The 25,872-nt window shown below is 50.6% G+C and carries 23 protein-coding genes and 2 pseudogenes; 13 read left to right on the top strand and 12 right to left on the bottom strand.

Features of this window, described 5'->3' with window-relative positions; genetic code table 11:
• Window positions 1–215 precede the first annotated feature (215 nt).
• The 13 genes and pseudogenes from EHS89_RS02795 to EHS89_RS21555 all read left to right on the top strand — a co-directional run bounded on the left by EHS89_RS02795 (window position 216) and on the right by EHS89_RS21555 (window position 11,782).
• Window positions 216–1,763: a V-type ATPase 116kDa subunit family protein gene (locus EHS89_RS02795; RefSeq protein WP_124924577.1), complete on the top strand. Its 1,548-nt coding sequence runs from the start codon at window positions 216–218 to the stop codon at window positions 1,761–1,763.
• Complete coding sequence (locus EHS89_RS02800; protein WP_211340274.1) at window positions 1,738–2,091, top strand: ATP synthase subunit C; 354 nt, start codon at window positions 1,738–1,740, stop codon at window positions 2,089–2,091. Before EHS89_RS02795 ends, EHS89_RS02800 begins: the two co-directional genes overlap by 26 nt.
• A gap of 238 nt (window positions 2,092–2,329) precedes the next feature.
• Window positions 2,330–2,950: a hypothetical protein gene (locus EHS89_RS02805; RefSeq protein ID WP_124924578.1), complete on the top strand. Its 621-nt coding sequence runs from the start codon at window positions 2,330–2,332 to the stop codon at window positions 2,948–2,950.
• Entirely contained in the window at window positions 2,925–4,637 is a 1,713-nt protein-coding gene (locus tag EHS89_RS02810) for a V-type ATP synthase subunit A (protein ID WP_124924579.1), read from the top strand. Before EHS89_RS02805 ends, EHS89_RS02810 begins: the two co-directional genes overlap by 26 nt.
• A complete protein-coding gene (locus EHS89_RS02815; protein ID WP_211340288.1) occupies window positions 4,634–6,058 on the top strand; it encodes a V-type ATP synthase subunit B in 1,425 nt (474 codons plus the stop codon). Before EHS89_RS02810 ends, EHS89_RS02815 begins: the two co-directional genes overlap by 4 nt.
• Entirely contained in the window at window positions 6,058–6,678 is a 621-nt protein-coding gene (locus tag EHS89_RS02820; RefSeq protein WP_124924581.1) for a V-type ATP synthase subunit D, read from the top strand. The genes EHS89_RS02815 and EHS89_RS02820 overlap by 1 nt, the downstream gene beginning before the upstream one ends.
• Window positions 6,675–7,001, top strand: coding sequence for a V-type proton ATPase subunit G (locus tag EHS89_RS02825; protein ID WP_124924582.1), 327 nt, complete (start codon window positions 6,675–6,677; stop codon window positions 6,999–7,001). Before EHS89_RS02820 ends, EHS89_RS02825 begins: the two co-directional genes overlap by 4 nt.
• Window positions 6,998–7,462 (top strand): hypothetical protein, encoded by a 465-nt coding sequence (locus EHS89_RS02830; protein WP_124924583.1) that lies wholly within the window; start codon window positions 6,998–7,000, stop codon window positions 7,460–7,462. The genes EHS89_RS02825 and EHS89_RS02830 overlap by 4 nt, the downstream gene beginning before the upstream one ends.
• A gap of 237 nt (window positions 7,463–7,699) precedes the next feature.
• Window positions 7,700–10,402 (top strand): cation-transporting P-type ATPase, encoded by a 2,703-nt coding sequence (locus EHS89_RS02835; protein ID WP_229753484.1) that lies wholly within the window; start codon window positions 7,700–7,702, stop codon window positions 10,400–10,402.
• A gap of 711 nt (window positions 10,403–11,113) precedes the next feature.
• Window positions 11,114–11,203, top strand: coding sequence for a DUF4399 domain-containing protein (locus EHS89_RS21440; protein WP_268239385.1), 90 nt, complete (start codon window positions 11,114–11,116; stop codon window positions 11,201–11,203).
• A 53-nt stretch (window positions 11,204–11,256) separates the two neighbouring features.
• A pseudogene (locus EHS89_RS21445) lies at window positions 11,257–11,364 on the top strand (DUF4399 domain-containing protein); the annotation flags it as partial.
• Between the two features lie 90 nt (window positions 11,365–11,454).
• Window positions 11,455–11,625: pseudogene (locus tag EHS89_RS21550) on the top strand (TetR/AcrR family transcriptional regulator C-terminal domain-containing protein); the annotation flags it as partial.
• A 61-nt stretch (window positions 11,626–11,686) separates the two neighbouring features.
• Window positions 11,687–11,782 (top strand): hypothetical protein, encoded by a 96-nt coding sequence (locus tag EHS89_RS21555; RefSeq protein ID WP_420808873.1) that lies wholly within the window; start codon window positions 11,687–11,689, stop codon window positions 11,780–11,782.
• A 65-nt stretch (window positions 11,783–11,847) separates the two neighbouring features.
• Here the strand turns inward: EHS89_RS21555 and EHS89_RS02850 are convergent, their stop codons facing one another.
• The 12 genes from EHS89_RS02850 to EHS89_RS02905 all read right to left on the bottom strand — a co-directional run bounded on the left by EHS89_RS02850 (window position 11,848) and on the right by EHS89_RS02905 (window position 25,611).
• Window positions 11,848–12,087, bottom strand: a complete 240-nt coding sequence (locus tag EHS89_RS02850) for a hypothetical protein (protein ID WP_124924585.1) — start codon at window positions 12,085–12,087, stop codon at window positions 11,848–11,850.
• 125 nt (window positions 12,088–12,212) lie between these two features.
• The gene (locus EHS89_RS02855; RefSeq protein WP_124924586.1) at window positions 12,213–13,787 is read right to left on the bottom strand and encodes a BCCT family transporter; all 1,575 of its coding nucleotides are present in this window, start codon (window positions 13,785–13,787) and stop codon (window positions 12,213–12,215) included.
• A gap of 582 nt (window positions 13,788–14,369) precedes the next feature.
• Window positions 14,370–15,233 (bottom strand): S-formylglutathione hydrolase, encoded by an 864-nt coding sequence (gene fghA / locus EHS89_RS02860; protein WP_124924587.1) that lies wholly within the window; start codon window positions 15,231–15,233, stop codon window positions 14,370–14,372.
• Window positions 15,234–15,237: 4 nt separating this feature from the next.
• A complete protein-coding gene (locus EHS89_RS02865; RefSeq protein ID WP_188885236.1) occupies window positions 15,238–16,359 on the bottom strand; it encodes an S-(hydroxymethyl)glutathione dehydrogenase/class III alcohol dehydrogenase in 1,122 nt (373 codons plus the stop codon).
• 155 nt (window positions 16,360–16,514) lie between these two features.
• The gene (gene etfB, locus EHS89_RS02875; protein ID WP_124924589.1) at window positions 16,515–17,318 is read right to left on the bottom strand and encodes an electron transfer flavoprotein subunit beta; all 804 of its coding nucleotides are present in this window, start codon (window positions 17,316–17,318) and stop codon (window positions 16,515–16,517) included.
• Window positions 17,308–18,570 (bottom strand): electron transfer flavoprotein subunit alpha, encoded by a 1,263-nt coding sequence (etfA, locus tag EHS89_RS02880; RefSeq protein ID WP_124924590.1) that lies wholly within the window; start codon window positions 18,568–18,570, stop codon window positions 17,308–17,310. The genes etfB and etfA overlap by 11 nt, the downstream gene beginning before the upstream one ends.
• On the bottom strand, window positions 18,570–18,698 hold the full coding sequence (locus EHS89_RS21450; protein WP_268239384.1) for a hypothetical protein: 129 nt from the start codon (window positions 18,696–18,698) through the stop codon (window positions 18,570–18,572). The genes etfA and EHS89_RS21450 overlap by 1 nt, the downstream gene beginning before the upstream one ends.
• Window positions 18,698–20,623 carry a (Fe-S)-binding protein gene (locus EHS89_RS02885; RefSeq protein WP_124924591.1) on the bottom strand — a complete coding sequence of 642 codons (1,926 nt, stop codon included), beginning with the start codon at window positions 20,621–20,623 and terminating at the stop codon, window positions 18,698–18,700. Before EHS89_RS02885 ends, EHS89_RS21450 begins: the two co-directional genes overlap by 1 nt.
• A 218-nt stretch (window positions 20,624–20,841) precedes the next feature.
• Window positions 20,842–22,905, bottom strand: a complete 2,064-nt coding sequence (gene dgcA / locus EHS89_RS02890; RefSeq protein WP_124924592.1) for a dimethylglycine demethylation protein DgcA — start codon at window positions 22,903–22,905, stop codon at window positions 20,842–20,844.
• Between the two features lie 374 nt (window positions 22,906–23,279).
• On the bottom strand, window positions 23,280–23,810 hold the full coding sequence (locus EHS89_RS02895; RefSeq protein WP_124924593.1) for a 4-vinyl reductase: 531 nt from the start codon (window positions 23,808–23,810) through the stop codon (window positions 23,280–23,282).
• Between the two features lie 179 nt (window positions 23,811–23,989).
• A complete protein-coding gene (locus tag EHS89_RS02900; RefSeq protein WP_124924594.1) occupies window positions 23,990–24,967 on the bottom strand; it encodes a dipeptidase in 978 nt (325 codons plus the stop codon).
• A 329-nt stretch (window positions 24,968–25,296) separates the two neighbouring features.
• Window positions 25,297–25,611, bottom strand: coding sequence for a DUF4389 domain-containing protein (locus EHS89_RS02905; protein WP_124924595.1), 315 nt, complete (start codon window positions 25,609–25,611; stop codon window positions 25,297–25,299).
• Window positions 25,612–25,872: the final 261 nt, after the last annotated feature.

Raw genomic sequence — 25,872 nt, forward strand, 5'->3', positions numbered from 1 at the left:
GTGCAGCAAGCTTCACAACACCGTGATCCCTGGTCGCCCTGTCCTATGGGTACGAAGGGTATTCTCCCTCCGCTTCTCGATAGGAGCAGCATCATGGACATGATTGGCCGCAGGGCTGGTGCATTTGCGCAATAAGCCAGCTTGACCAATACTTCATCTTACCTACGACTCACTAACGACATAAATCACACCGTATCATCAGGAAAGGAAAAACTGTGTTATTTCCGGAAGATATGACACGTTTGACTTGGATTGTTTCCAAAGAACGCCTGGCCACCTGCCTCCAACAGCTGGCTGAAACGGAAGCCTTCCAACCGATCGACCGCCATTCGCTGGGAGAGTTGGAGGATCTCCAGCCATTAAAGCTTTTGCTCCAGGCCGAGCAACGATATCTGCGCTTTCGCGCCGCAGGGCAGTTGCTCGAAGGCCTTCCGGAGAAGCCGCTGCTCAACTACGAGATAGGAACACTGTCCAGCTCAACCTCTCTTCCCCAAGGCGCGGTTCAGATCGATGCCGAGCTCTTTCTCTGGGTGGGGTGCAACCCACCGGCCGATCTAAAACCTTCCTCCCCTCCACTCGAGCGGCCATCACTGGCGCTCACCGAGCATCAATGCCGCTTGCTTCTTGCCACAGCAGACCAGATCGGCCACGTCGAGGATTGGGCCATTATCGATGGCTGGATCCCCAGGAAAAAAACGGAAAGATTCAGTGAGCTATTGCAGCATGAGTGCATCTCCTTGACCCCTGCAGAAGATAGCGGTGTTTCACTGACCCGGGTACCCAGCCTATTCCGTCGACACAAGGCCCTGGAGGGGTTTGCGGCCTTGATGGGACTTTATGGGATCACCGGTTATCGAGAACTCGATCCGACGCCGCTACTGACCATCAGCTTTACGCTCATGTTTGGAATGATGTTTGCCGACCTGGGGCAGGGATTGCTTTTATCCCTGCTGGGTTTCTGGCTATATAGCCAACGCTGGCCTAGGTCTAATTCAACTTTAAGGCACTATGCCGGGTTGCTGTTGATGCCAATTGGACTCTCAGCAGCCATTTTCGGAATCTTATTCGGAAGTATGTTCGCCCGAGAAGACTGGATCCCCGCTCTTATTTATCACCCGATGGACGAGGTGTACCTCTCTCTTGCCATCAGCGTTATCTTCGGCATCGGCGTACTTTGCATAAGCATGTTCATCGGTTTGCTTAACGCTTGGTTAAGTGGGCACCTCAAAGAACGTCTGTGGGACAATTTTGGCCTCATCGGTCTGCTGTTCTACCTTGCTCTTATCGGCCTGACTCTTGGGTATTGGGCGCAGTGGACTGGGCTGAAGTACCTCTGCCTGACGTTAGCTTCAGCTGGACTGATCATCATGGCCTTACGCAACTTCGCCCTGATGGAGCAGGAACCAATCGGGTTACGCCTCTTTGCAACGCTCGTGGAAACCTACGATTTTGCGGTCAAGTTTGTGGTTCATACTCTATCCTTCGTGCGTTTAGCTGCCTTTACTTTTGCGCATATAGCCCTCTCGATGGCACTCGTAATCATTGTGGAGCTGTTATCCGGCCACGCCTGGCTGGCCTGGAGCATATTTGTGATCGGTAACATTCTGATCACTGTCATTGAAGGGTTCCTGGTCTGTATTCAGGTGATTCGCCTGCACTTTTACGAATTGTTTACTAAATTTATCTCAGGAGGCGGCATTCCGTTTGTACCCCTCAGACTTTCCGTGGAGCATTTTGATGACTATGTCGATATCGGCCAATAAATTGATTTGGGGGCTCTGTGCCACCGCAGGCTCTTTTGTCCTGCTTTCCAGTCTGCTGCTGTTTTTTCTGCCCGAAGCGGCAGCGGAAACCGCTCAGGAAGAAGTCAAAACACTTCCTCACTGGGGCTATTACATGGCGGCGGCTGCGGCGACGGGGCTATCTTGTATCGGAGCAGGTATTGCCGTAAGTCAGGTGGGCGCTGCAGCGGTGGCGGCAATTTCAGAAAAACCTGAGCTCTTAGGACGAGTACTGGTGATTATAGGCCTGGCCGAGGGAATCGCCATTTACGGTCTGATCATCTCCATCATCATTATTGCAGCCCTGTAACGATGGAACTGCGCATTCTGGGAACAGAGGAGGAACAGTTGCTGTTTCAACTGCTCGGCATTGCCACCAGAAAAGGCGATGAACATTGCGCGCTATTTCTCGGTGTAAATGAACCGCTTCCTGGAGAATCTGATCCGGTACCGTACATGAGGCTACCAGACCCTACCCACCCCTCTCGAGAAACTGACCAGCTGACTAAAAAATTGGGCCGCGCTATAGGCCTGGGAGAGGTGCGCCTATGAACCCTGACACCGACACCAGCAACACCCTATCAAAGCTGTACCAGGAGCTTGAACAAAAGCTCCAGCAACAGCTGGATGAGATAGAGCAACGTTTCCAATCCCGCGCAAAGAATCTAGAACAGGAAAAGCAGCGTGCTTATCAAGCCCGGATCAACCATCTACGACAGGGCCATGACAATCGGCTGAGACAACTTCGTCTCAAATCAATGCGAGACACACAAACCCTGCAACAGCAGCGTTTCTGGCGCTGCCAACAGAACTGTATCGATGAGATTCTGGCAGACACGCGTCATCTGCTGGAGCAACAACAGCCGGACCGCAACTACCTGGAAGACTGGATAGAGCAGGCCGCACCATCACTGACAGCGGCCTCTGCCTGGCACCTCAATACCTCGCTTCAGTGGTCGAAGCGGATCAATTTGGAAGAAGTCGCTTTGGGACGTAGCGACTTGAAGATTAGCTCTACCTCACCAGTTCCAATGCTCGGTGGGGCAATCTTACAAAATAAAGAGTTTCATATCGAAATTGACGGTTCCTGGGACCAACGGTTGCATGCGCTGATTCCTGAACTATGGCAACGGTGGCTTAAAGATGTCGGCACGAACGATCAGGATTAGTGGTCCCGTTGTCGTCTGTGACCATGCAGAACAGTTCGCTATGGGCGACCGCGTTGCCGTTGGTAAAGTCGGTCTAATCGGAGAAGTTATCCGCCTGACACCCACGGAATGCTTTCTTCAGGTCTATGAGGACACCACTGAGCTCTTCATCGGCGAACCGGTTACAGGTAGTGGGTCGGCACTGGCGGTGGAGCTTGGCCCTGGGCTATTGACCACTATATATGACGGTATCCAGCGCCCGCTGGCCCTGATTCAAGAACAGCTTGGGGCATCTATCCTCCAGGGTGCACAAGCGCCCGCGTTGAGCCGGACCCAGGCTTGGCCATTTACCCCCCAGCAAGAGATAGGAACCCAACTCTCAGGCGGAGCCATTATCGGCCTGGTGCAGGAAACCCCCTCCGTATGCCATAAAATTCTGCTCCCCCCTGGCCTCGCCGGCCAGCTTGTCCATATTGCAGAGCCTGGCGAATACACCCTGGAGAACCCCATCGCCCGAATCAGTTGTGCCAACGGACAGGAACACCCGGTTTACCTTTATCATCGCTGGCCCGTACGCATCAAACGCCCAGTACAGCAACGGTTATCACCGGACCTGCCGCTTATTACCGGGCAACGAATAATAGACACCCTCTTCCCCATCGCCAAAGGCGGCACAGCGGCCATGCCGGGAGGATTCGGCACCGGAAAGACGGTAACCCAACACAATCTTGCCAAGTGGTGTGACGCGGATATCATCATCTACATCGGCTGCGGTGAACGAGGTAACGAGATAACCGGTGTGCTCGAAGACTTCCCCCAACTCAGAGACCCCAGGACCGGTCGACCACTGATAGAACGCACGGTCATGATAGCCAACACCTCTAACATGCCGGTGGCAGCCAGAGAGGCGTCGATCTACACGGGCATCACGATAGCAGAATACTTCCGGGATCAGGGACTGGACGTAGCCCTGATGGCCGATTCTACCTCACGCTGGGCAGAAGCGCTGAGAGAGATTTCAGGGCGGCTGGAAGAGATGCCGGCAGAAGAGGGCTTTCCCGCCTATCTGCCGAGTCGTACCGCTGAATTTTATGAACGGGCGGGCAGAGTTCGTACTCTGGCCGATGAAACCGGCTCCGTGACCGCCATCGGTGCGGTTTCCCCCCCGGGGGGCGATTTCTCCGAACCCGTTACCCTGCATACCCAGCGTTTTGTAAAAGCCTACTGGATGCTCGACAAAAACCTTGCCTACGCTCGCTTCTTCCCAGCCATTCATCCCTTGGAGTCATACTCTGAATATGAATCGGATCTCGCACAATGGTGGGAAAAAGTATCCCCCGGCTGGCAACGGGATCGCGACGAACTAGTCGGTCTGTTAATCGCCGCAGACCAGTTAAAGGGGATTGTTAGAATTCTGGGTGAAGAGGGATTATCCGATCACCAGAGAAAGACACTGATGGCGGAACGTGTGGTCAAGGAGGGATTCCTACAGCAGTCAGCCTTCAGCCCCAAAGATCGTTTTGCGTCACCGGAAAAACAAGCCTGCCTGCTAAGGGTAATCATCTGGCGGATCCGCGCCCTACTCGAAGATACAACGCCGGCCCGGGAAGCGTTTGCCAAATTCAAACTGAATGAACTAATCCGGCTAAAGGATGAACTCGGATCAGACGAAACGGAAAAGATCCTCGCATGGCAGAAAGTTCAATGAAAGACCCTATCATCTACACACAGCTGGAGCGGATTGAAGGCCCCCTGATCGCCCTTGTGGCGGCACTGCCAGGGATCGGTTTTGGCGAAGCGGTTCGGGTGGTCGACCTGGAGGGACGAATCCGCCATGGCCGGGTGGCGCTGCTGGATGGTGACAAGGTCACGATCGAAGTGTTTCAGGGCACTACAGGACTGGCCAAGGGCTCGGAACGAATCCGCTTTCTCGGTCATCCGATCACTATAACGGTCAGTGAGTCCATCATCGGCCGACGCCTTAACGGCATGGGGGAGCCCATAGATGGGGGGCCGCCTTTGACGGGAGTAGCACTGAATATCAACGGCAGTCCGCTCAACCCAACGGCACGGGCCTATCCTCAGGATTTCATCCAGACAGGCATCACCGGCATTGATGCCATGAATGCTCTGGTCCGGGGTCAAAAGCTACCGATCTTCTCCTCATCCGGACTGCCCCATGACCAGCTGGCCATCCAGATTGCCCAGCAGGCCAAGATACGTCCAGACCTTAGCGGTAGCGCAAAGGACAGTGAAGAACTGGTGGTGGTGTTTGCGGCTATCGGCGTCAAACATGATGTGGCCGTACGTTTTGCCGAAGAGATATCCGGGCGTACGGTCTCCTTCCTGAATCTGGCAGACGATCCGGTCATGGAACGGCTGCTGACGCCCCGGGTAGCCCTGACTGCAGCCGAATACCTGGCGTTTGAACTGGGCCTGCATGTGCTGGTCATACTCACCGACATGACGGTATACGGCGAAGCCTTGCGGGAAGTCGCTACGGCGCGGGGGGACATCCCCTCCCGAAAGGGCTATCCCGGTTACCTCTACAGTGATCTCGCCACGATTTTCGAACGTGCCGGGCGAATCAAGGGCAAGCCCGGGTCCATTACCCAGATTCCGATCCTGACCATGCCCAATAATGATATCACCCATCCGATACCGGACCTGACAGGCTACATCACCGAGGGACAGATTGTATTCTCTCGCGACCTGTTTCGTCAGCGCTTCTATCCTCCTATCAACCTGCCTCCTTCCCTGTCCCGGCTCATGGCCGACGGTGTTGGCGAAGGCTTGACCCGCAGTGACCATCATCCTCTGATGGAACAACTCTATGCAGCCTATGCCCGTGCCGAAGAGGTTCGCATGATGACCCGCATCGTCGGTGAAGAGGACCTGTCAACAGTCGACAGATGCTACCTTGAATTCGGCCAGTGTCTGGAGCGGTTATTTATTGCACAGGATATCACCGATGATCGCAGCATCGAAGAAAGCCTCGATATTGGTTGGCGTGTATTGGGCTGCCTGCCCAGAGAAGAGTTGACCCGGTTGAGCACCCAGTTGATCGAAACCCATGGAGCCCTTTTGGATGAGGAGCTGGATCAGGGCCTTGAAAGGGAGAAAGACTGATGCCGACTACCGTTCACCGACCGGCCACTAAAGCGGAACTGGTCAGCCTCAAAATAGAGCTAAGAGTTGCGCAGGATGGCCTGGACCTGCTGGAGCGCAAGCGCGACATGCTGATGGCGGAGGGCCTTAAACAGCTCCGGCAGGCAAAAACACTGAGGCAGGAGGTCACCAAAGCCTGGGCAGTGATCCATAATAACTGGCAGGATACGCTTGAACATGAATCGCCCCACACACTGAAGCGGTTAGCTGAAGCAGTCGAACACTCCGCATTACCAGGTGACAGCAACCGTCGCTGGATGTCGGTCGAATTGGCGGAGCTCTCTCTTGAGAAGCAGCCCCTCAGATTGCTGGGGTCAATCTCGCAGGTCGGAATTCGCCCCGAACAAATGCGGGGTATGCTAGCGGAACTGATGCCTGATCTTGTGACATTAATGTCGTTGGAAACCAATATCCGCCGGATCGCAGACTCTCTGAAGCAATGCCACCGCCAGGTAAATGCGTTGAATCAGGTTGTTATTCCCGAACTGGCTCAGGAAAAAAGCCGTATCGAACAGCGACTGGAGGAGAAGGAAAGGGAAGCGATCTTTCAGGTTAAGCGATTAAAGGCCCGACTGCTATGAAACAAAACGAACTTGAACACTTTGTCAGTCAGTTGTCGGAAGCGGAGCGATCAGCGGCTGAAAAAATCCGCCAGGCGGAAGTCGATGCCGAACAACGTTTGAGCAACCGGCGCGAACAATTAGAGCATGAGCACCAGGAGTATTTAAATGCGTTGGAACAAACATTCAAACAGGAGAAACAGCTCTGCCTCGAAGAACTGGCTAACGAACAGCAACAGCTTGAGCTGGAAACATCCGAGCGCATAGAACGACTTCGACAACGTCATGCCAAGAAACAAATATCGTTAGTGAACTGGTTGGTACAGCGGATAACGCAACCATGAAAGCAGCACTCTGGGCCAAGCTTAAATGCGCGGGCCCCCTGCTCGACTTCGATAGCGAAATGCAGCGCTTTCTCTACTGGCTGGATCCTCAGCTACGCCCCTTAGTGGTCAAAGGGCGTAGCTGGCAACGGCACTACCGTCAAGCTTCAGGGGTAGAGGCCCATCTGGAAATCGAGCAGCAAGCGTTGCGGGATCTACGACTCCACCTTATTAACATGCCGGGACAACCGTTGATCCATGAATTCCTGGAACGGGCTGAACATGCTCATAGCAGGAGTTTAGCGGCACGGCACGCCGCCCTCACCGGTAAAACCATCGACATGAACCTGGATGATGAACTGATCGATGCCCTGCTGACCTGGCTGGCGACCCGCCATGAACACTATGAAATTGCCGCCTGGCTGTCACGGATGTTACGTGCCTGGAGGGCAGAAAGAGGTCCGTCGCACGGACCTACATGACCCTCTTGCCCGACCGCGGTTGATTGTAGAGTAAGAGGCAAAGCGTAGTCGAACTATTTCTCTGGGCGTTGGTGCTTGGATACCGCGTAACTTAGAATCAGGCCTCCCAACTGTCGGTAGCCCTCTCCTCTTCCGTCATACCTATAACCAAATAACCCTGATTACTGCACCCAACCTGCACTTTTTTTTACATTAGCTATCCTCAATATACTATGTTAACTAGAAAAGCTGGTTGCCATGAAGACTCAGATTAATATGGACAGCCCGTCTAACTGGCATACGATGAGTACTGATCAGGTCTGCCAGACGCTGCACACGACACACGAAGGGTTGCGATCTGAACAAATTGCTAAGCGTTTGAACCAATTCGGCGCCAACCGCCTTCCCGAGCCTCCCCGCCGAGGTTGGCTGATGCGTCTACTGGCACAGTTTCATAATGTGCTTATCTATGTGTTGATTATTGCCGCGCTGGTTACAGCACTACTCGGCCACACTGTGGACTCCGGAGTAATCGTCGCAGTCGTTCTGATTACTGCTCTGGTGGGGTTTATTCAGGAAGGTAAAGCTGAGAAAGCAATTGATGCGGTTCGTAATATGCTTTCCCAACAAGCCATTGTAATTCGCGATGGCCATCGTATGCAGATTCCTGCCAAAGAGCTGGTGCCTGGTGATATTGTATTTATTCAGTCCGGAGACCGGGTACCAGCAGATCTACATCTGTTCAAGATAAAGAACCTGCATATCGAAGAGGCATTACTTACCGGTGAGTCCGTACCCGTGCATAAGCAGGTTGAACCGGTAGCCGTTGATGCCCCTCTTGGCGATCGTAGAAATATGGCCTTTTCCGGAGCCTTAGTCACTTATGGGCAGGGCACCGGTATCGTCGTAGAAACTGGAGCCAAAACTGAGATAGGTCGCATCAGTACTATGCTGTCAGAGGTCAGAACCCTGACAACACCTCTTACCCGCCAGCTTGATGACTTCGGCCGCTGGTTGACCGGTGCAATTCTTTTTATTGCGACACTCACCATGATGTTTGGTTACTGGGTACGGGATTATGCGCTGGGGGATATGTTCCTTGCCGCAGTTGGCCTTGCGGTAGCGGCAATCCCAGAAGGTCTGCCTGCAGTTATCACCATCGCCCTGGCAATTGGGGTGCAGCGTATGGCCAACCGCAGGGCGATTATTCGTCGTTTACCGGCGGTAGAAACACTAGGGTCTGTTTCCATTATCTGCTCTGATAAAACCGGCACTCTAACCCGCAACGAAATGACAGTTACAACCGTCGTAACGGCGCAATACATTGCCAATATCAGCGGTGTCGGTTACAACCCACATGGCACTTTCTCCTGTAACAACCAGGATATCAGCCCACAACATCAGCCGGAGTTACTTGAAATCTGTCGTGCCAGTATTCTTTGCAATGATGCGACACTGATTGAAAAAGATGAAGAATGGGCAATAGAGGGCGATCCGACCGAGGGAGCACTTCTGGTTTTGGGGGCAAAATCAGGCCTTGAACCAAAAAATCTAATTCAGACGATGCCCCGTGATGATCTGATTCCCTTTGAGTCAGAACACTGCTTCATGGCGACCCTGCACCATGACCATGCAGGGAATGGCATAATCTATGTAAAAGGCGCTATCGAAGCAATTCTGTCCCGCTGTAACAAGCAACAACGTAAGGGTAAGATCGAACCACTGGATCCACATTTCTGGCTCAACCAGCAAGAGCAAATCGCAGCCCAGGGCAAACGTACCCTGGCAATTGCTATGCGACCGGTACCGGAAAACCATAGAATTCTGCATTTTAATGAAATCGATAGCGGGCTTATCCTGTTAGGCGTTGTCGGCATTATTGACCCGCCTCGCGATGAAGCAATCGAAGCGGTATACAGTTGCCACCAAGCCGGCATCAAAATGAAGATGATTACCGGTGATCACGCGACAACGGCCAGTGCCATCGCTATGCAAATGGGTATTACAAGTCATCCGCGGAGCCTGACAGGTATAGAGATCGAACCCATGAATGATGAACAGCTGAGAGACGCCGTCGAGTCTATCGATATATTCGCCCGCGCCGGCCCTCAACATAAACTGCGCATTGTGGAAGCCCTGCAGGATAGACAACACATAGTAGCTATGACTGGCGATGGTGTTAATGACGCCCCCTCGCTAAAACGCGCTAATGTCGGCACCGCGATGGGCATAAAAGGAACAGAAGCGGCTAAAGAAGCGTCAGAGATGGTACTGGCGGATGACAACTTTGCCTCAATCGCTCATGCCGTAGAAGAAGGACGTACAGTCTTTGACAATATCCGCAAGTCTATCCTCTTTATTCTGCCAACCAATGGCGGCCAGGCACTGACAATAATAGCGGCTATTGCTATGGGTACCACGCTACCAGTAACCCCCGCACAGATCCTATGGGTTAATATGATCACTGCGGTCACCCTGGCACTCTCGCTGACGGTTGAGCCAGCCGAACCGGATGTTATGCAACGCCCCCCCCGTAACACCCGCACCCCAATCCTGTCCCGTTTTATGATCTGGCGAATAGTATTTGTTTCACTACTGATGGTGACTGGCACATTCGGTCTGTTTCTATGGGAATTAAACAATAGAGAAAGTATCGAAACAGCACGCACCGTAGCCATCAATACACTGGTCGTTTTGGAAGGATTCTATCTTCTCAATTCCCGCTACCAGATCGCCTCTGTATTGAATCGAGAAGGTTTACTGGGGAACCGCTATGTTCTGTACGCCATTTGCTGGGTGGTGTTTTTCCAGTTGGCATTTACCTATCTGCCCATTATGCAATCATTCTTCCATACTACCGATATTGGTGTGGCTTCCTGGGGGAGAATTCTGATAGTAGGTGCAATACTGTTCTTGCTGGTCGAGTTGGAAAAAAAGTTGATGCACAGAACCAAGCTATAATCCAATCAAAAAATCTTTCGATTTATGACGGTGAAGTAATCTCGAACAATCGTACTTACTGAACACTGGCTATGCAGTGTAAATATTGAAAATCTTCTGCTGTAATGAAATCCATCATAAAATCAAAAGGCTGGTTTGTTTCCGATCCGTGCTGATCAAACCATCCAAGTCCATTGCTCCGCCGTCTATCAGGAGCTTTGTAGAAACCGAAGGCGATTGATCACCTCCCGGAGTGGTTCATTTAATCCCGGCGAAGTTTGTCGGAAATGGCAATGGGAGATTGTCTGGAATCTGTTGGCTGTCTGTAGCAGATTCAGTTCAGCCAGCAAACAGCCTCTTCATAAAGTTAGAAGCTGTAGGAAAAACAGAGAGCAGGAAAAAAGAAATTGATTCGGTGATCGATTAAGCCCTCGATCAATAATCCATTCAGGGCAGCTTTGCGTCAGCTGGACTAAGTTATGTCTGATAAAACAGAACTGTAGATCTCCTCTTGCAGACCTGCGTTTATGCTTGGCATGCAGAAGCAAAGAGGAAGGAGAAGAATAATGATTAAAACAGTATTGGCCGCAGGACTGGCCATAATCATAAGTACTTTGCCATAGCCGACAGTAAACTCTCACCAGCCCCTGAAGGCACAAAGGTATACATTATTGCACCAACGGATGATGAGACCGTTGCAAAAACCTTTACCGTAACTTTCGGCCTGGTGGCATGGGGGTTTCGCCTGCGGGTACCGAGAAGGCAGGAACAGGTCATCATCATCTGCTGATTGATGGTGAAAAAATGCCGATGATGGATTAAGCCCTGGAAAAGAGGTACAACATTTTGGCGGCGGGCAAACTGAAACAACGCTAGCCCTCACGCCCGGTACCCACACCGTGCAACTTATACTGGGTGACAAAGGACATATCCCCCATGACCCTCCTGTTGTATCTGAGAAAATAACTATCACAGTCAAATAAATGAATAACTCTAATGCAAAAGTTCTAATGCAAGAAAAGAGAACTGACGGTCTCTTTTTTATACGCTTTCATCTTTGACTGAGTCAGATGATGAAAGATCCCCACATGAACAGCCTGGTACGGGTGATCTTTGCTGAGTGTATTCATTCACCTGAGCTAATCAGTGAAGCACTGCAGCAATTCCAGGAACAGGAACAAGGGCTGGATAGCTGGATCAAAGCTGCAATAGACGACCATAAGTTTAGACAAACCGATCCCCACTACGCTGCAGTAGCAATTTATGGGACTGATAAAGAGTGTTACTTTCTGGCCTCAACTGCTGATGAATCAACCATTACCAGAACCGGAACAGTGCCAGAAAATCATTGATGACTCGGTCGGTATGTTTCTGAATTTTTATAAAACAGAAGCCGTATAACAGCTCATAGAACGTAAAAAAGAGACCCAATAGTCTCTTTTTTTATATGATCTAAAACCGGGAGCTTACTCGTCGACAAGGATCATTAAAGCATCCTTAACTTCGGGCAGCATGACTGGAATCTGTTCCTTCAACTCAACAACAGATACGGCAAACTGAGTACGAATGACATCATTCTGATCAACCAGCCAGGCCAGTGCTGCCTGACTACATTGCTGCGGCGTCCAGCTGTCTTCAAGCGGCACCCCCGATCCCTTTAGAAAATCAAAGAAATCATCCTGATCAATCAGGTCAGCAATCATCATATTTGGTATCTCCTGCAACAATTCCGGTTGCTTTATTATTTTCCTTCACCGCCCCTGAAAGGGACAAAAAGCCGGCGCTATGCCGGCTTGTTGTTTTTACTCGGTTAGACCTTAGTTGTATACCATCAGACTTCAGTCTTCAAGCCTTTATAGATACTTATACACATGAACAACAGAATAACCGTAAATGGTAAACCTGTCGTAATCGCCCCCGCCTGGAGTGCTTTAAGTGCTTCCGAGCCACCGCCGTATAACAGCACACCCGCAATCACACCTTGCAGTACTGCCCAGAAGATACGCTGAGGAACCGGTGCATCCACTTTACCGCCAGCGGTAATTGAATCAATAACCAGTGAGCCTGAGTCCGATGACGTAATGAAAAATACCAGCACCAGAATAATTGCCAACGCAGAAGTAATCTCGGCCAATGGCAGGTTTTCCAGCATCTGGAACATCGCCAGAGAAACATCACCCAGACCATTCGACAGCTGGCCTACACCACCCTGAACCTGATCCAGTGCCTGAGCACCAAACGCAGCCATCCAGATAGCAGAAACTATTGTCGGAATCAGTAGTACCGCCGTCATAAACTCACGTACTGTACGTCCCTTAGAAATACGGGCGATAAACATACCTACGAATGGCGACCAGGATACCCACCAAGCCCAGTAGAACACAGTCCAGCCAGTGTAGAATTTATCATCCTCACGACCAACCCAGTTACTCAGCGGTACGATATCTGACGCATAGCTACCCACCGTCAGCATCAGGTTACTAAAGAAACCAGTCACAGAACCAGCAAAGATCACAAACAGTAGCAGCAAGCCGGCAATACCCATATTGATATTACTCAGCAGCTTAACACCACCGTCAAGACCACGTACCACCGAGAAAATAGCGATCGCTGACACTGCAATGATGATAGCAATCTGAGTCGATATATTGTTTTCAACACCAAACAGGAAGCTAAGACCACCGGCAGCCTGAGAAGCACCCAGTCCCAGTGATGTTGCCAGACCGAAGATGGTTGCCAGTACCGCGATAATATCAATTACGTGACCGATCGGTCCCCACACACGCTCACCCAGCAATGGGTAGAATGCAGAACGAATAGTCAGAGGCAAACCTTTGTTATAGGTAAAGAAAGCCAGCGCCAACGCCACAACACCGTAGATAGCCCAAGGGTGAAGACCCCAGTGAAACATCGTTGCACCCATAGCGGCTGCGGCACCTTCAGGAGTATTTGCTGCAGCATTAAGCGGCGTACCCCACCAGTCGGTAAAATAAGCCACAGGCTCAGCAACAGACCAGAACATCAGGCCGATACCCATACCAGCGGCAAACAGCATAGAGAACCAGGACATCCGGCTAAAATCAGGTTTCGCTTGAGCGCCACCTAAACGTACCTTACCTACCGGCAGGACGATCAGCATCAGACAGAATAAAACAAAGATGTTACCGCCAATCATAAACAGCCAGTCAAAGGTCTCGATCGACCAGGTACGTGCGCCTTCAAGCATCACTTTGGCGTCAGCGGGGAATATCAGTGCAAGTACGATAAATGTCAGGATTGCCAACGCACTGGTGGTGAATACAGGATTGTTGATATCCATCCCCATCACCTGCACGTTATCCTGACCGGCCTTGTAGTCAGAGGTATACTCCGACGACTTAGGGCCACTTTTGACTTGTTGGTTCATAGAACTACTCCAGTTATTTTTATTTTATCGACTGCTAAATTGAAACAACCCTCCCCAAGCGAGTTGATCCAGAAGCAAGCAAAACCCGTCTACCGGTGTTGTGTTGGCAGGAACAGAATTAAAACGCCATATTCCTAATCCTTATCCCGGCCCCGATTGAACAAAGTCTGTTTTATATTACGGAGGGTGAGGATTTTAGACTGACTTTTAACGACAAAAAAACCCTTTACCTGTCTGTTATCGACACCGGATATTTTTGTTTATTTGCAGAATAAGCGATCTTACTCTGAGACAGAACGGCATAAAAAAAGCCACTCACAGCCGTGAACTGTGAGTGGCAAGTTGCCTGGTGGGGATCTGTTAATGGATCCGCTTTCGGGTCAGGCTGTTTCAACGGAAACAAGTGCAAGAAGCAGAATCAATACTACAGAGAGTAGGACAACAGCAAATTCCGTTTAGCGACAAATAGCATCCAGATGGCGACCCGTTACAATCTTTTAAAAGATTTTATTACGCACGCGCAACAAAAAACGTGCCCTTAGGCACGTTTTATCTAACAGACTGGAGCATAATTTCAGCGAACTATTTATTCAGATGTGAAGCATGAAAGCGCATATGCTCTTCGATGAATGAGCCAATAAAGTAATAACTATGGTCATAGCCCGGCTGTATACGTAGCTCGAAATTAAGACCGCTGGATGCAACTGCCCGCACCAGTTTTTCGGGTTGCAATTGCTCAGTCAGGAACTGATCATCACTACCCTGATCGACCAGAATTGGAGGCACAGATTTAGCAATTTTAATCAGCTCGCAGCTATCATACTGACGCCACGCTTCGCGATCATCGCCCAGGTAATTCGCAAACGCTTTCTGCCCCCAGGGAGCCTGCATCGGATTACAAATAGGGCTAAACGCAGATACAGAACAGAACTGCTGTGGATTTTTCAAGCCGATCATCAGCGCGCCGTGACCACCCATGGAGTGACCACTGATACTCCAGCGATCCGTAACCGGAAACTCCTGCTGTACCAACTGTGGCAGTTCATTAACGATGTAATCATACATCCGGTAGTGCTTAGCCCAGGGCTCTTCTGTTGCATTAACATAGAAACCGGCACCCAGACCAAAATCATAAGCACCTTCTGCATCATCAGGCACACCATCACCGCGAGGGCTGGTATCCGGCGCGACAATAGCCACACCTAATTCAGCCGCAATTCGATGCGCACCGGCCTTCTGCATGAAGTTCTCATCGGTACAGGTCAGACCCGATAGCCAGTACAGCACCGGTACTTTAATACCCGGTTCGCCGTGTTCACCCTGCTCTACCTGAGGTGGCAGATATACGGCAAAGCGCATTGAACAGCCCAGTGTTTCAGAGTAATGATTATATTGTCGCTGCCAACCGCCAAAGCTACGGTTCGCTGAAATATTTTCCATGGTCATGGAATCAGTCCTTCTTACCATATTCAATTACAGTACGAATACTCTTACCTTCGTGCATCAGATCGAATGCCTCATTGATACTTTCTAACGGCATACGATGGGTAATAAAGTCATCCAGGCTGAATTCACCCGCCATATAACGATCAACATAGCCCGGTAACTCTGAACGTCCCTTAACACCACCAAACGCGGAACCTTTCCATACCCGACCGGTAACCAGTTGGAATGGACGGGTTGCGATCTCCTGACCAGCCCCCGCAACACCGATAATGACAGACTCTCCCCAGCCTTTATGGCAGCACTCCAGCGCAGAGCGCATGGTATGTACATTACCGATACACTCAAAAGAGTAATCCACGCCACCATCGGTCAGCTCGACGATCACTTCCTGAATCGACTTCTCGTAATCCTTAGGGTTAATACAATCAGTCGCACCCAGCTTACGCGCCAGATCAAATTTAGACTCGTTAATATCGATCGCAATTATACGATCAGCCTTAGCCATCGCAGCACCGATAATCGCAGAAAGACCCACACCACCCAGACCGAATACGGCAACGGTAGCGCCCTCTTCTACCTTAGCGGTATTCATTACTGCACCCATACCGGTGGTCACGCCACAACCTAGCAGGCAAACTTCATCCAGTGGCGCTTCTTTATTTACTTTAGCCAGGGCAATTTCTGGCAGTACGGTGTACTCAGAGAATGTAGAGCAGCCCATGTAGTGAAAGATCGGCTCGCCATCTTTATAGAAACGGGTGGTACCGTCCGGCATCAGGCCTTTACCCTGAGTTTCACGAATCTTCTGACACAGGTTAGTCTTGCCTGACTTACAGAACTTACACTCACCACATTCAGGCGTGTACAACGGAACAACATGATCACCGACCGCAACACTGGTCACACCTTCGCCAACCTGCTCGACAACACCACCACCCTCGTGTCCCAGTATCGCCGGAAAAATACCTTCAGGATCTTCACCTGAAAGCGTGAAAGCATCGGTATGACAAACACCGGTAGCTACAATACGCACCAACACTTCACCCGCTTGCGGCGGCATTACATCAACTTCCTCGATAGACAGAGGTTGGCCCGGGCCCCAGGCAATAGCAGCTTTTGACTTAATCATGATCGCTCCAGCACAAAACTTTTAGTTGGAATTATTCGAATAACAGACAGACTAGTAGAAGAATTAAAGAAAGGTATGCGCAGATGCGACTTTTTTATTGGTAAAAAAGGCCGCATCTGCAAATCTCAGAGGCATAGCTCAGATGAGTAAGATTAACGCAACACACCTTCTTCTAACAACAGATCAAAAATCGCCTGAGCCTGCTCGGCCGCTGGCTCATTTTTCATCACTTTACCGCCATCACTCTGAGCTTTGGCAGTTGCCGCTTTAAATCGTTCCGCTGCGGTCGTAGCTTTAACCTTTTTCAAGCGCTTCGGGCGTTTGCGAGCAGGCGCTTCGCTCCACTCATCACGAATAACATCGGTTGTACTCTGTGTTGATTGCAGATCCAGTGCCGCACGACTGGCAGGACCAAAAGCACTTTGACGCGCTTCCTGCGCGGCATTATCAACGCTGGCGACAAACGGCAACCGTACTTTAAGAGCACGACGCTGGCCTCTTGGTAGTGCCTGCAGAATTTCAGCAACGCCCCCTTCAACAGAGATGATATCAGCAATACGTGATACCAGTGGCCAGCCTAACTGTTCTGCCAGTTGATAAGGCACCATACCGGATGACTCGCCACTTTCGGCGCGTACGCCGGCCAGCACAATATCCGGACTATGTTGTTTAAGGTAGCTACTCAAAGGCGCAATCGCATCAGCTGCAGGATCCATCTCCAGCACCCGAATTGAATTCAGGCCCATACCGGCATAGCTACGCAATGCATTCTGTTGCGGGTCACCGGCATGAAGCACTGTAAGGTTCTCTGCATTCAGGCTCATGCCCAACTCCACAGCACGGCCATCCTGTTCAGCACGGCGCTCACGACCCGACTGAGGATGCTTACCCACCGAAATCAGGGAAACAATATTCAGATCGTTGGCAAAACGCTGCTCTGTTTGCTTATGCTGCATCCTGGTCACTCCCATCAGCCTGCTGCTGACGGAAGTTTTCCGCCAGTTTATTCAATTCAGCAAGAATCTCTTCACTGTCACCGATGGTGCTAAGTGCAGCACCTTTGACCATGTCACAACCGGCATCCGTATTAATAGCGATAATCTTGTCGCACTGACCGATACCCTGCATATGCTGGATCGCACCGGAGATACCCACCGCCAGATAAACCCGGGCTGTTACCCAGGTACCCGTAGCACCGACCTGACGGAAACGCGGCATAAAGCCATCGTCCACCGCTACCCGGCTGGCACCTTCAGTTGCACCTAATGCTGTCGCTGTAGCGTGGAACTGATCCCAGTTATGGATACCATTACCGGCAGACAGAATAAACTCAGCTTCGCCCAGTGGAATCGCATTTGGATCAACTGCTACCTGGCCCTGATCCTGTAGCTGTGCAATCACCGTTGGAATATGCTCCAACTCAATATCCAATGCCTCATGGCGGGTTTCATCAATCGGCTCGGCACACTCTTCCGCCAGCATCAGCAGACGCGGAGTCCCACGGGTAATGTCAGTTGTTCCACCAGCACCCCGACTCAGGGTAGTGCTGTTGTCCACCAGCCATGCCTGTACCGCAGGCCGCTCATTAATACGTGCCGCCAGGCGAGAACCTAAATCTGCACCGCCATTGACGCTATCAGGGAACAACCAGTGCTTCGGCTGGTAGGTATTTTCAACCTGAACCAACGCAGCTAGTTGCTGCTCAGGACAGTAACCCTGGTACTCATCTCCATTAAGCAGTAGCAGACGATCAACACCTGCTGTATCGAAGCCTTCTTCTTTGCTTTCACCGAAGCAAACTGCCAGTACAGCACCCTTCTCATCTGAACTGCTTTGCAGACCATTGATCAGCTTATGTGCTTGCCCAATCATATCTTTATCGTGGCCGGTCAGACGACCACCCACCATATCCGGCACTACTACAATGTAGAAATCTGGATTTTCAACCTGATGCAACGGCAACTGGACTTCAGCTGCAGCTCCACCCTTACGTCCTTTACCTGATGCTGCCGCATTGCCTTTCAGACGATCGATTCGCTTGATGCCGTTTGGCCCAATGAAACCAACCTTATGCGGGTTCTTACGCAGCAGGCCGGACGGCCCACGTACCTCAACCTCGTCACTAACGGAAACAGTACCGTGCAACGGATGCAGACGGTTACGGGCGATCCATTCAGTCCGGGGATCTCTTCTAATGATATCGCTCATCAGTGAACCTCCTCAATTAACTGGCCTGCTGCCGTAATCAGAGCTATATCTTTCACTTCAAATGCACCGGTTACGACGTGAACAAAACCCCACTCAGCCCGGGGATCTCTTCTGAAGAGTTCTGACATTAATGCATCTCCTCGATCAGCTGACCGGCTAGAATCTCAGCAATATCTTTCACTTCTGGACGCGGCTCAACCACACCTTCCAGCATCGCAGTACATTGCTGACAACCAACCGCTACCAGTTCAGCCCCGGTGGTGTTTACATCTTCCATCCGCATATCAGCGATACGACGCTCACCGGGAATATCGGTAATAGGGGCACCACCACCGCCACCACAGCAACGGGACCGGAAACCGGAGCGCTCCATTTCTGCTATCTCAACACCCAGTGAACGTAATAATTCACGTGGCGCTTCGTATTCACCGTTATAGCGACCCAGATAGCATGGATCATGATAAGTCACAGTGCCTGCGCTTAGGTTATCCAGCTTCAGTTTGCCCTGTTGAACCAGCTCATTCAGATAAGTCGTGTGATGTAGTACTTCAACATCCTTCAACCCATCGAAACCCAGGTCGTTATATTCATTTCGCAGACAGTGGTATGCATGAGGATCCGTGGTCACAATACGCTTAAACTTATACTTCGCCATGGTTTCCAGATTACGTTTCGCCAGGCTCTGAAAGGTCGCATCATCACCTAAACGACGAGCAACATCACCACAGTCCAGTTCTTCATCACCCAGTACTGCGAAATCAACATCAGCAGCTTTTAACAGCTTCACGAATGAACGCAGGATACGCTGGCTGCGCATATCAAAAGCACCATCGGAGACCCAGAATAGAACTTCAGTTTCTTTAACATCACTCAGCACATTCAGATTCTGATCCGCAGCCCAGTTAGTCCGGCTCGCTGGCGCATAACCGTTCGGGTTATCGGTAGCGATAATGTTATCCAGTACCTCAGCCCCCTTATTCGGAGTACTGCCCTTTTCCATGGTCAGATAGCGGCGCATATCAACAACAGCGTCCACGTGCTCGATCATCATCGGACACTCTTCGACACAGGCACGACAGGTAGTACATGACCACAGTGTTTCGGGATCAATCAGGCCTTCAGTGATAATCTGGTTCGGACCACCTTTGGCGTTACCTATCTCTTTGCCCGGATATGCACTACCGGCGAATTTGGCATCGCTACCGCCCGCCAGACCGACCACCATATCCTGAATCAGTTTTTTCGGGTTGAGCGGCTGACCCGCTGCAAATGCAGGGCACATCGCCTCACACTTACCGCACTGTACGCAGGCATCAAAGCCCAGCAACTGCGTCCATTTAAAGTCAGTCGGTTTAGCAACACCCAGTACACTGCCCTGGTCCGCAGCAACGCTCAGATCAACCGGCTTCAGCCCGGTAGAGCGACCACCACCGAAACGCTCCTGACGACGATGGAAAGCAAGGTGGAGAGCGCCTGCAAACGCGTGCTTCATCGGCCCTCCCCAGGTCATACCGAAGAACAGTTCTCCCATACCCCAGATAATCAGAGCAGTCAGGAACAATGTCAGTAACACACCACCTGTACCTTCGGGCAGCACACCAGCGGCAGGCAGGGTTAAGACAAAGAAAGCACCGGCAAAAGACAACAGACTCTTAGGCAACCGCATCCACGGGCCTTTAGAGATACGACTCGGAGGATCCAGTCGACGCTTAAATACGAACAACGCACCGACAAACATCAGCACCAGTGAAGCCATCAGCGCCCAGGCCAGGATCTGGCTATTGATACCCAGCATATGTACCAGGATGATCAATACCGCAGAGAGAACAAAACCACCACCGGTTGCGGCATGGGTCTTGGACATATATTTATCGCGCTCAACGATATCGTGCAGATCATGCAGATAACGACCCGGCATCGCCATCAGACCAGCGATCAGATTGATCTGATCAGCTTGCCCGGCACGCCATAGATTAACCCGGCGTACAGCACCAACGGCAGCCAGCACCAACGCGGTTGCAATCAGGACAGGATGTAACCATTCAAAAGACATACTCTCTCCTCTTTTAGCAGGAGTACGGACAGTTATACCTGCCCTGTTATTCTTAATGCCCTGTCTTACAACAGGCGCAAATAGTTATTGCCATGAGCGTAATGAGCGCAGAAAGAGCAAGGCAAAAATCAACGGATGAGCGGAGCATAGCAGCGCTATGTGAGCACCAGCCGTTGATTTTTAACACCGCTATTTCAAGCGCAATAGCTCAGACAGAATTACAAATCCTTACACAATCTAAGAGCGTCATAGATTGCAGCATGAGTATTCCGCTGCGACACACAATCACCCAGACGCCACAGAATCATGCCGTCTCCTGACTCAGAGAGTACCGGCTGAGCAGCAGACTCAAACAATGCTTCGTTGTCGATCTGGCCCTTATTGCGAGACTCTGACTTCAGCTCGTAATACAGCTCTTCGTTAGGACGGATACCGTTCTCGATCACAATCTGATCCACTACCCGCTCTTCGCGCTGGCCGGTGTATTCGTTCTCAAGTACCGCCACCAGGCTTTCGCCTTCACGGTAGACTTTCTCCAGAATCATGTCAGAGGTCATGATCACCTCTTTCTCATACAGGTTGCGGTAGTAAGTCGGGAAGGTAGTACCACCGATGCCTACACCAGGCTTGATATCGTCGGTTACCAGCTCAACCATCGAACCTTTGGATGCCAGGTAATCAGCTGCTGACATACCGGAGAACTCACAGATAGTGTCGTAGATCAGAACATTCTTACCCGGCTCAACTTTACCGTTCAGAATATCCCAGGTGGATACGCTCAGACCTTCTTCAGCACCCCATTCAGGGTTCTGATCAACAAACGGACGACCACCGGTTGCCAGAATACAAACATCCGGTTTCAGATCGCGAATAACATCGGCATTGGCATCAGTACCCAGTCGCAGATCAACACCCAGACGTTCAATTTCCATCGCCAGCCAACGGGTGATACCCGCCATCTGGTCACGTTGCGGTGCTTTTGCAGCAATAGTGATCTGACCACCCAGCTCTTCTGCTTTTTCAAGCAGCGTTACATCGTGACCACGCTCGGCAGCAACACGCGCCGCCTCCATACCACCAGGGCCACCACCAACAATCACGACCTTACGTTTAACGCCGGTGGTTTTTTCAATAATATGCGGCATCCCTTTATGCTCGCGGGAGGTCGCTGCGTTCTGGATACACAAAACATCCAGACCCATGTACTGACGGTCGATACAATAGTTAGCACCAACACACTGACGGATCTGATCAACCTGATCCATCTTGATCTTAGCGATCAGATGCGGATCGGCAATATGCGCACGGGTCATACCAACAAAGTCGACATAACCGGCTTCAACAATACGCTTAGCCTGGTTCGGATCTTTGATGTTCTGTGCATGGATTACAGGTACATCAACCACTTCCTTAATACCCGCAGCAAGATGCAGGAACGGCTCTGGCGGGTAACTCATGTTAGGAATAACGTTCGCCAGGGTGTTGTGCGTATCACAGCCGGAACCCACCACGCCGAAGAAATCCAGCAGACCGGTATCGTTGTAGTACTTGGCAATCTGTTTCAGGTCGTCATGGCTCAAACCGTCCGGATGGAACTCATCGCCACACATACGGATACCCACAACGAAGTCACGACCGACTTCAGCACGTACCGCTTTCAGTACTTCCAGACCGAAGCGCATACGGTTTTCCAAACTACCGCCCCACTGGTCAGTACGTTTGTTAACCCGTGGCGACCAGAACTGGTCGATCATGTGCTGGTGTACTGCAGACAGTTCAACACCGTCCAGACCACCTTCTTTAGCGCGGCGGGCCGCTTGTGCGAAATCGCCGATTACACGCCAGATCTCTTCTTCTTCAATGGTTTTACAAGTAGCGCGGTGAACCGGCTCACGGATACCTGATGGAGACATCAGGTTAGGCCATTCACCACCATCCCAGCGGGAGCGACGCCCCATGTGGGTAATCTGAATCATGATCTTGCCGCCGTGCTTGTGTACAGCATCGGCAAGATTCTGGAAATGCGGGATAATACGATCAGTCGACAGGTTGACGGAGCTCCACCAGCTCTGCGGGCTATCGATAGACACCACACTGGAACCACCACAGATAGACAGACCACAACCACCTTTGGCCTTCTCTTCGTAATACTTCACGTAACGGTCAGTTGTCATACCACCATCGGTTGCATAAACCTCGGCGTGAGCGGTACTGACGATACGGTTACGGATAGTCAGATTGTTAATCTTTAATGGTTCAAACAGAACGTCAAACTGGGACATAATAGTACCCCTGTCTCTTTAATATCTGGTCGCTGCGGTTTCAAGCTACTGCGCTCGTTCTGACTGCGTTGTAAATCAATGTGAAATGCTCACTTAGCGCACTAAGCTCCGCTTCCCCCTTGATTTACGCCTTGTCAGTTCTTCGCTCGTAACGCTTTAAATCCTCAGCTAGTGCCAGTTTTATTTATTATTCAAAAAAGCCCTTAGGCTTAAACTCTTGTCTTTTTTCAAAACTAAAAGATGAATGAAAACGTTACGAGCGCAGGCTAGAGTAGGCAAAAGTCAGCGAAATAGCGGAGCTTACAGCTGTAAGTGAGCATATTAAGCTGGCTTTTAACGCCCTATAGCCAAGCGCAGTAGTTTTCAACAGCCTTTTAAAGCGGGGTTACTTCGAAATAGCCCACGTCGTGTCCATCTTCCGCTGCACACTGGGTCTGTTCCGCCTTAGTGCGAACTTCATAGCCCAGACTTTCAGCGATCTGATCCATAGCGCCGGCAAACCAGCCGGTGAACATGTAATCAACTTTACGATTAACTTTGCCGTACTGATAAACGAAGGCAGAATTTTCCAGGCGTACTTTGGCGGTACCCGCTTCCAGATCCAGCTCTTCAGTGACAAAGAAACCCCAGCCACGCTGTGACAGACGCTTCATGTAGTGGTGCCATACTTCAGCACCGGAGAAACCGTGCTCAGCTGCTTCTTTTTCACACCAGTAATGAGCAGACTTATAACCCGCCTTGTACAGAATATCGGCATAACGATCAGCACCGATCTCTTCTTCAATACCCATGTGGTTGTTAACAAAGAAGTGACGCGGCACATACAGCATTGGCAGTGCATCCGTGGTCCATACTCCGGTTTCATCATTTACTTCGATTGGCATTTCTGGCGCATGTACACCCATGATTCTTTACCTCAAAATCTTTTTATTTTTACTAACAACTACTATTCAAATATCTACTTTTTAAAGCGTAACGAGCGCCGATGAGACAAGGCATCTGGACGGTGAGCGAGCGGAGCTTAGTACACTAAGTGAGCATCGCGAACCGGCCTGATAACGCCGTATCATCAAGCGCAGTAGCTTTACGAGCCCCAGACGTCGCGAAGAAGGTCGACCCAGTTATCACCCATAATCTTGCGCACCTGGCTCTCAGAGAAACCATCGCGCAGCAATGCTTCAGTCAGGTTCGGGAACTCACCGACGGTACGGATACCTTTAGGGTTGATGATCTCGCCAAAGCGGGTCAGACGACGGGCGTAGCCCTTATCGTGGGTCAGGTATTCGAAGAAGTCGTGACCGTGGCCCTGAGTGAAGTCGGTACCGATACCGATCGCATCTTCACCAACGATGTTGTAGACATAACGGATCGCTTCAACGTAATCATCGACTGTCGCATTCACACCGGCCTTCAGGAATGGCGTAAACATAGTGACACCAACGAAGCCGCCGTTATCAGCGATATATTTAAGCTCTTCATCAGAACGATTACGGGGATGTTCTTTCAGGCCGGAAGGCAGACAGTGTGAGTAAGCAACCCGCTGCTTTGATTCGTCGATCACTTCTTTGGCCGTATTTGGCCCAACGTGAGACAGGTCACACAGCAGGCCATGCTTGTTCATTTCGGCAACAATTTCACGACCGTAGCCGGACAGACCGCCGTCGCGCTCATAGCAACCGGTACCAACCAGGTTCTGGGTGTTGTAGCACATCTGAACAATGCCTACGCCCAGATCTTTAAATACTTTTACGTAGCCGATCTGATCTTCAAAAGCGTTAGCATTCTGGAAGCCCATCATCACACCGGTCTTACCTTCACGCTTAGCACGGTGGATATCTTCAGTGGTACGAACCTTCAACAACAGATCGCTGCTCGCTTCGATCAGCTCATTCATCTCTACGATGTTGCGGATAGTACCTTCAAAATTTTCCCAGAAAGCAACGGTACAGTTGGCTGCGGTCAGACCACCCTTAGCCATATCTTCAAACAGGGCGCGCTCCCACTTGGCGCAGATCAGACCATCGATAACGATGGCGTCTTTGTGCAGTTCAGCTGCGTTCATTATTGTTATCCTTTTTCATTTACTCTTTTCACTGCCAGGCGATAAACCCGGCGTACAGAAAAGTCCGTGTGAGACTTTCCCAGCGTTCGGATCAGTGTAAATTTTCAACAAAAAGGATAAGGGGCTGGAAACGACCACCCCAATACCAAAAGCGACGAAAGGAGTTCGTAAGGCATTTTATTGAAGGGTATTAGCTGAGTTCAGCTTGGTTTGGAGCGGGTTAAGTGACCTGATAAAAGTTGCTCACTAGTCACCAGAAAAGCTACGCGCGTTAATACTGACAGTGGATAAAACGGCACTAATGACACCGATAGTCAGAACGACTCTATTCAGACATTCTCATCGCCGGCCTCCGGGGCTCCTTTTGGCCAGGGCGCAAATGGATAGGGGTGGCTTTCACTATTAAAGGTCAGAAATGACAAGATTTGATAGATATAGGTACTCAGACTCTGGCCAAATGTCAGTAACCGTCCGTTAGGGCTCTTGAACACCAGCAATGCAATAAACTGAAATACTATCACCACGACCAACACCACTTCGGCCACGCTATAAAGCACACCAAATAGCAGCATATACAGCGCCCGCCACCAGATACTTTGTTTTTCAGGACTGCTTATTACAGCGGTTTCATCACTGTTATCCATTTCATTCTCCATTCAGGGTAAGGCCTGTTGCTTGAATACTAGGACAGCCCGGAAAAAAAGGAATTATTTCGTACAAATATCAACTACGAAAAAATACCATGAACGATATTTTTTCAGAGATTCTCTTTAAACGACAGGGGCTTCCTCTACAGTGAGCCGCACCTTATACAGATACCCACTTTCATTATGTGGATATCGTTACTAACCTTTTCAATAGTGCTGATCGCATTACTCCCTGAACGTGAACGGTAGTTTATTTCG

The sequence above is a fragment of the Amphritea balenae genome, assembly GCF_003858655.1.
In the GTDB taxonomy this organism is placed as follows: Bacteria; Pseudomonadota; Gammaproteobacteria; order Pseudomonadales; family Balneatricaceae; genus Amphritea; species Amphritea balenae.

Excerpts from the sequence above, each read along its gene's own strand:
- EHS89_RS02800 (WP_211340274.1), top strand. The coding sequence starts at position 1,738 with ATGACTATGTCGATATCGGCCAATAAATTGATTTGGGGGCTCTGTGCC.
- EHS89_RS02805 (WP_124924578.1), top strand. The coding sequence starts at position 2,330 with ATGAACCCTGACACCGACACCAGCAACACCCTATCAAAGCTGTACCAG.
- EHS89_RS02810 (WP_124924579.1), top strand. The coding sequence starts at position 2,925 with ATGTCGGCACGAACGATCAGGATTAGTGGTCCCGTTGTCGTCTGTGAC.
- EHS89_RS02815 (WP_211340288.1), top strand. The coding sequence starts at position 4,634 with ATGAAAGACCCTATCATCTACACACAGCTGGAGCGGATTGAAGGCCCC.
- EHS89_RS02820 (WP_124924581.1), top strand. The coding sequence starts at position 6,058 with ATGCCGACTACCGTTCACCGACCGGCCACTAAAGCGGAACTGGTCAGC.
- EHS89_RS02825 (WP_124924582.1), top strand. The coding sequence starts at position 6,675 with ATGAAACAAAACGAACTTGAACACTTTGTCAGTCAGTTGTCGGAAGCG.
- EHS89_RS02830 (WP_124924583.1), top strand. The coding sequence starts at position 6,998 with ATGAAAGCAGCACTCTGGGCCAAGCTTAAATGCGCGGGCCCCCTGCTC.
- EHS89_RS02835 (WP_229753484.1), top strand. The coding sequence starts at position 7,700 with ATGAAGACTCAGATTAATATGGACAGCCCGTCTAACTGGCATACGATG.
- EHS89_RS21440 (WP_268239385.1), top strand. The coding sequence starts at position 11,114 with ATGGGGGTTTCGCCTGCGGGTACCGAGAAGGCAGGAACAGGTCATCAT.
- EHS89_RS21555 (WP_420808873.1), top strand. The coding sequence starts at position 11,687 with ATGAATCAACCATTACCAGAACCGGAACAGTGCCAGAAAATCATTGAT.
- EHS89_RS02850 (WP_124924585.1), bottom strand. The coding sequence starts at position 12,087 with ATGATGATTGCTGACCTGATTGATCAGGATGATTTCTTTGATTTTCTA.
- EHS89_RS02855 (WP_124924586.1), bottom strand. The coding sequence starts at position 13,787 with ATGAACCAACAAGTCAAAAGTGGCCCTAAGTCGTCGGAGTATACCTCT.
- fghA (WP_124924587.1), bottom strand. The coding sequence starts at position 15,233 with ATGACCATGGAAAATATTTCAGCGAACCGTAGCTTTGGCGGTTGGCAG.
- etfB (WP_124924589.1), bottom strand. The coding sequence starts at position 17,318 with ATGCAGCATAAGCAAACAGAGCAGCGTTTTGCCAACGATCTGAATATT.
- etfA (WP_124924590.1), bottom strand. The coding sequence starts at position 18,570 with ATGAGCGATATCATTAGAAGAGATCCCCGGACTGAATGGATCGCCCGT.
- EHS89_RS21450 (WP_268239384.1), bottom strand. The coding sequence starts at position 18,698 with ATGTCAGAACTCTTCAGAAGAGATCCCCGGGCTGAGTGGGGTTTTGTT.
- EHS89_RS02885 (WP_124924591.1), bottom strand. The coding sequence starts at position 20,623 with ATGTCTTTTGAATGGTTACATCCTGTCCTGATTGCAACCGCGTTGGTG.
- dgcA (WP_124924592.1), bottom strand. The coding sequence starts at position 22,905 with ATGTCCCAGTTTGACGTTCTGTTTGAACCATTAAAGATTAACAATCTG.
- EHS89_RS02895 (WP_124924593.1), bottom strand. The coding sequence starts at position 23,810 with ATGGGTGTACATGCGCCAGAAATGCCAATCGAAGTAAATGATGAAACC.
- EHS89_RS02900 (WP_124924594.1), bottom strand. The coding sequence starts at position 24,967 with ATGAACGCAGCTGAACTGCACAAAGACGCCATCGTTATCGATGGTCTG.
- EHS89_RS02905 (WP_124924595.1), bottom strand. The coding sequence starts at position 25,611 with ATGGATAACAGTGATGAAACCGCTGTAATAAGCAGTCCTGAAAAACAA.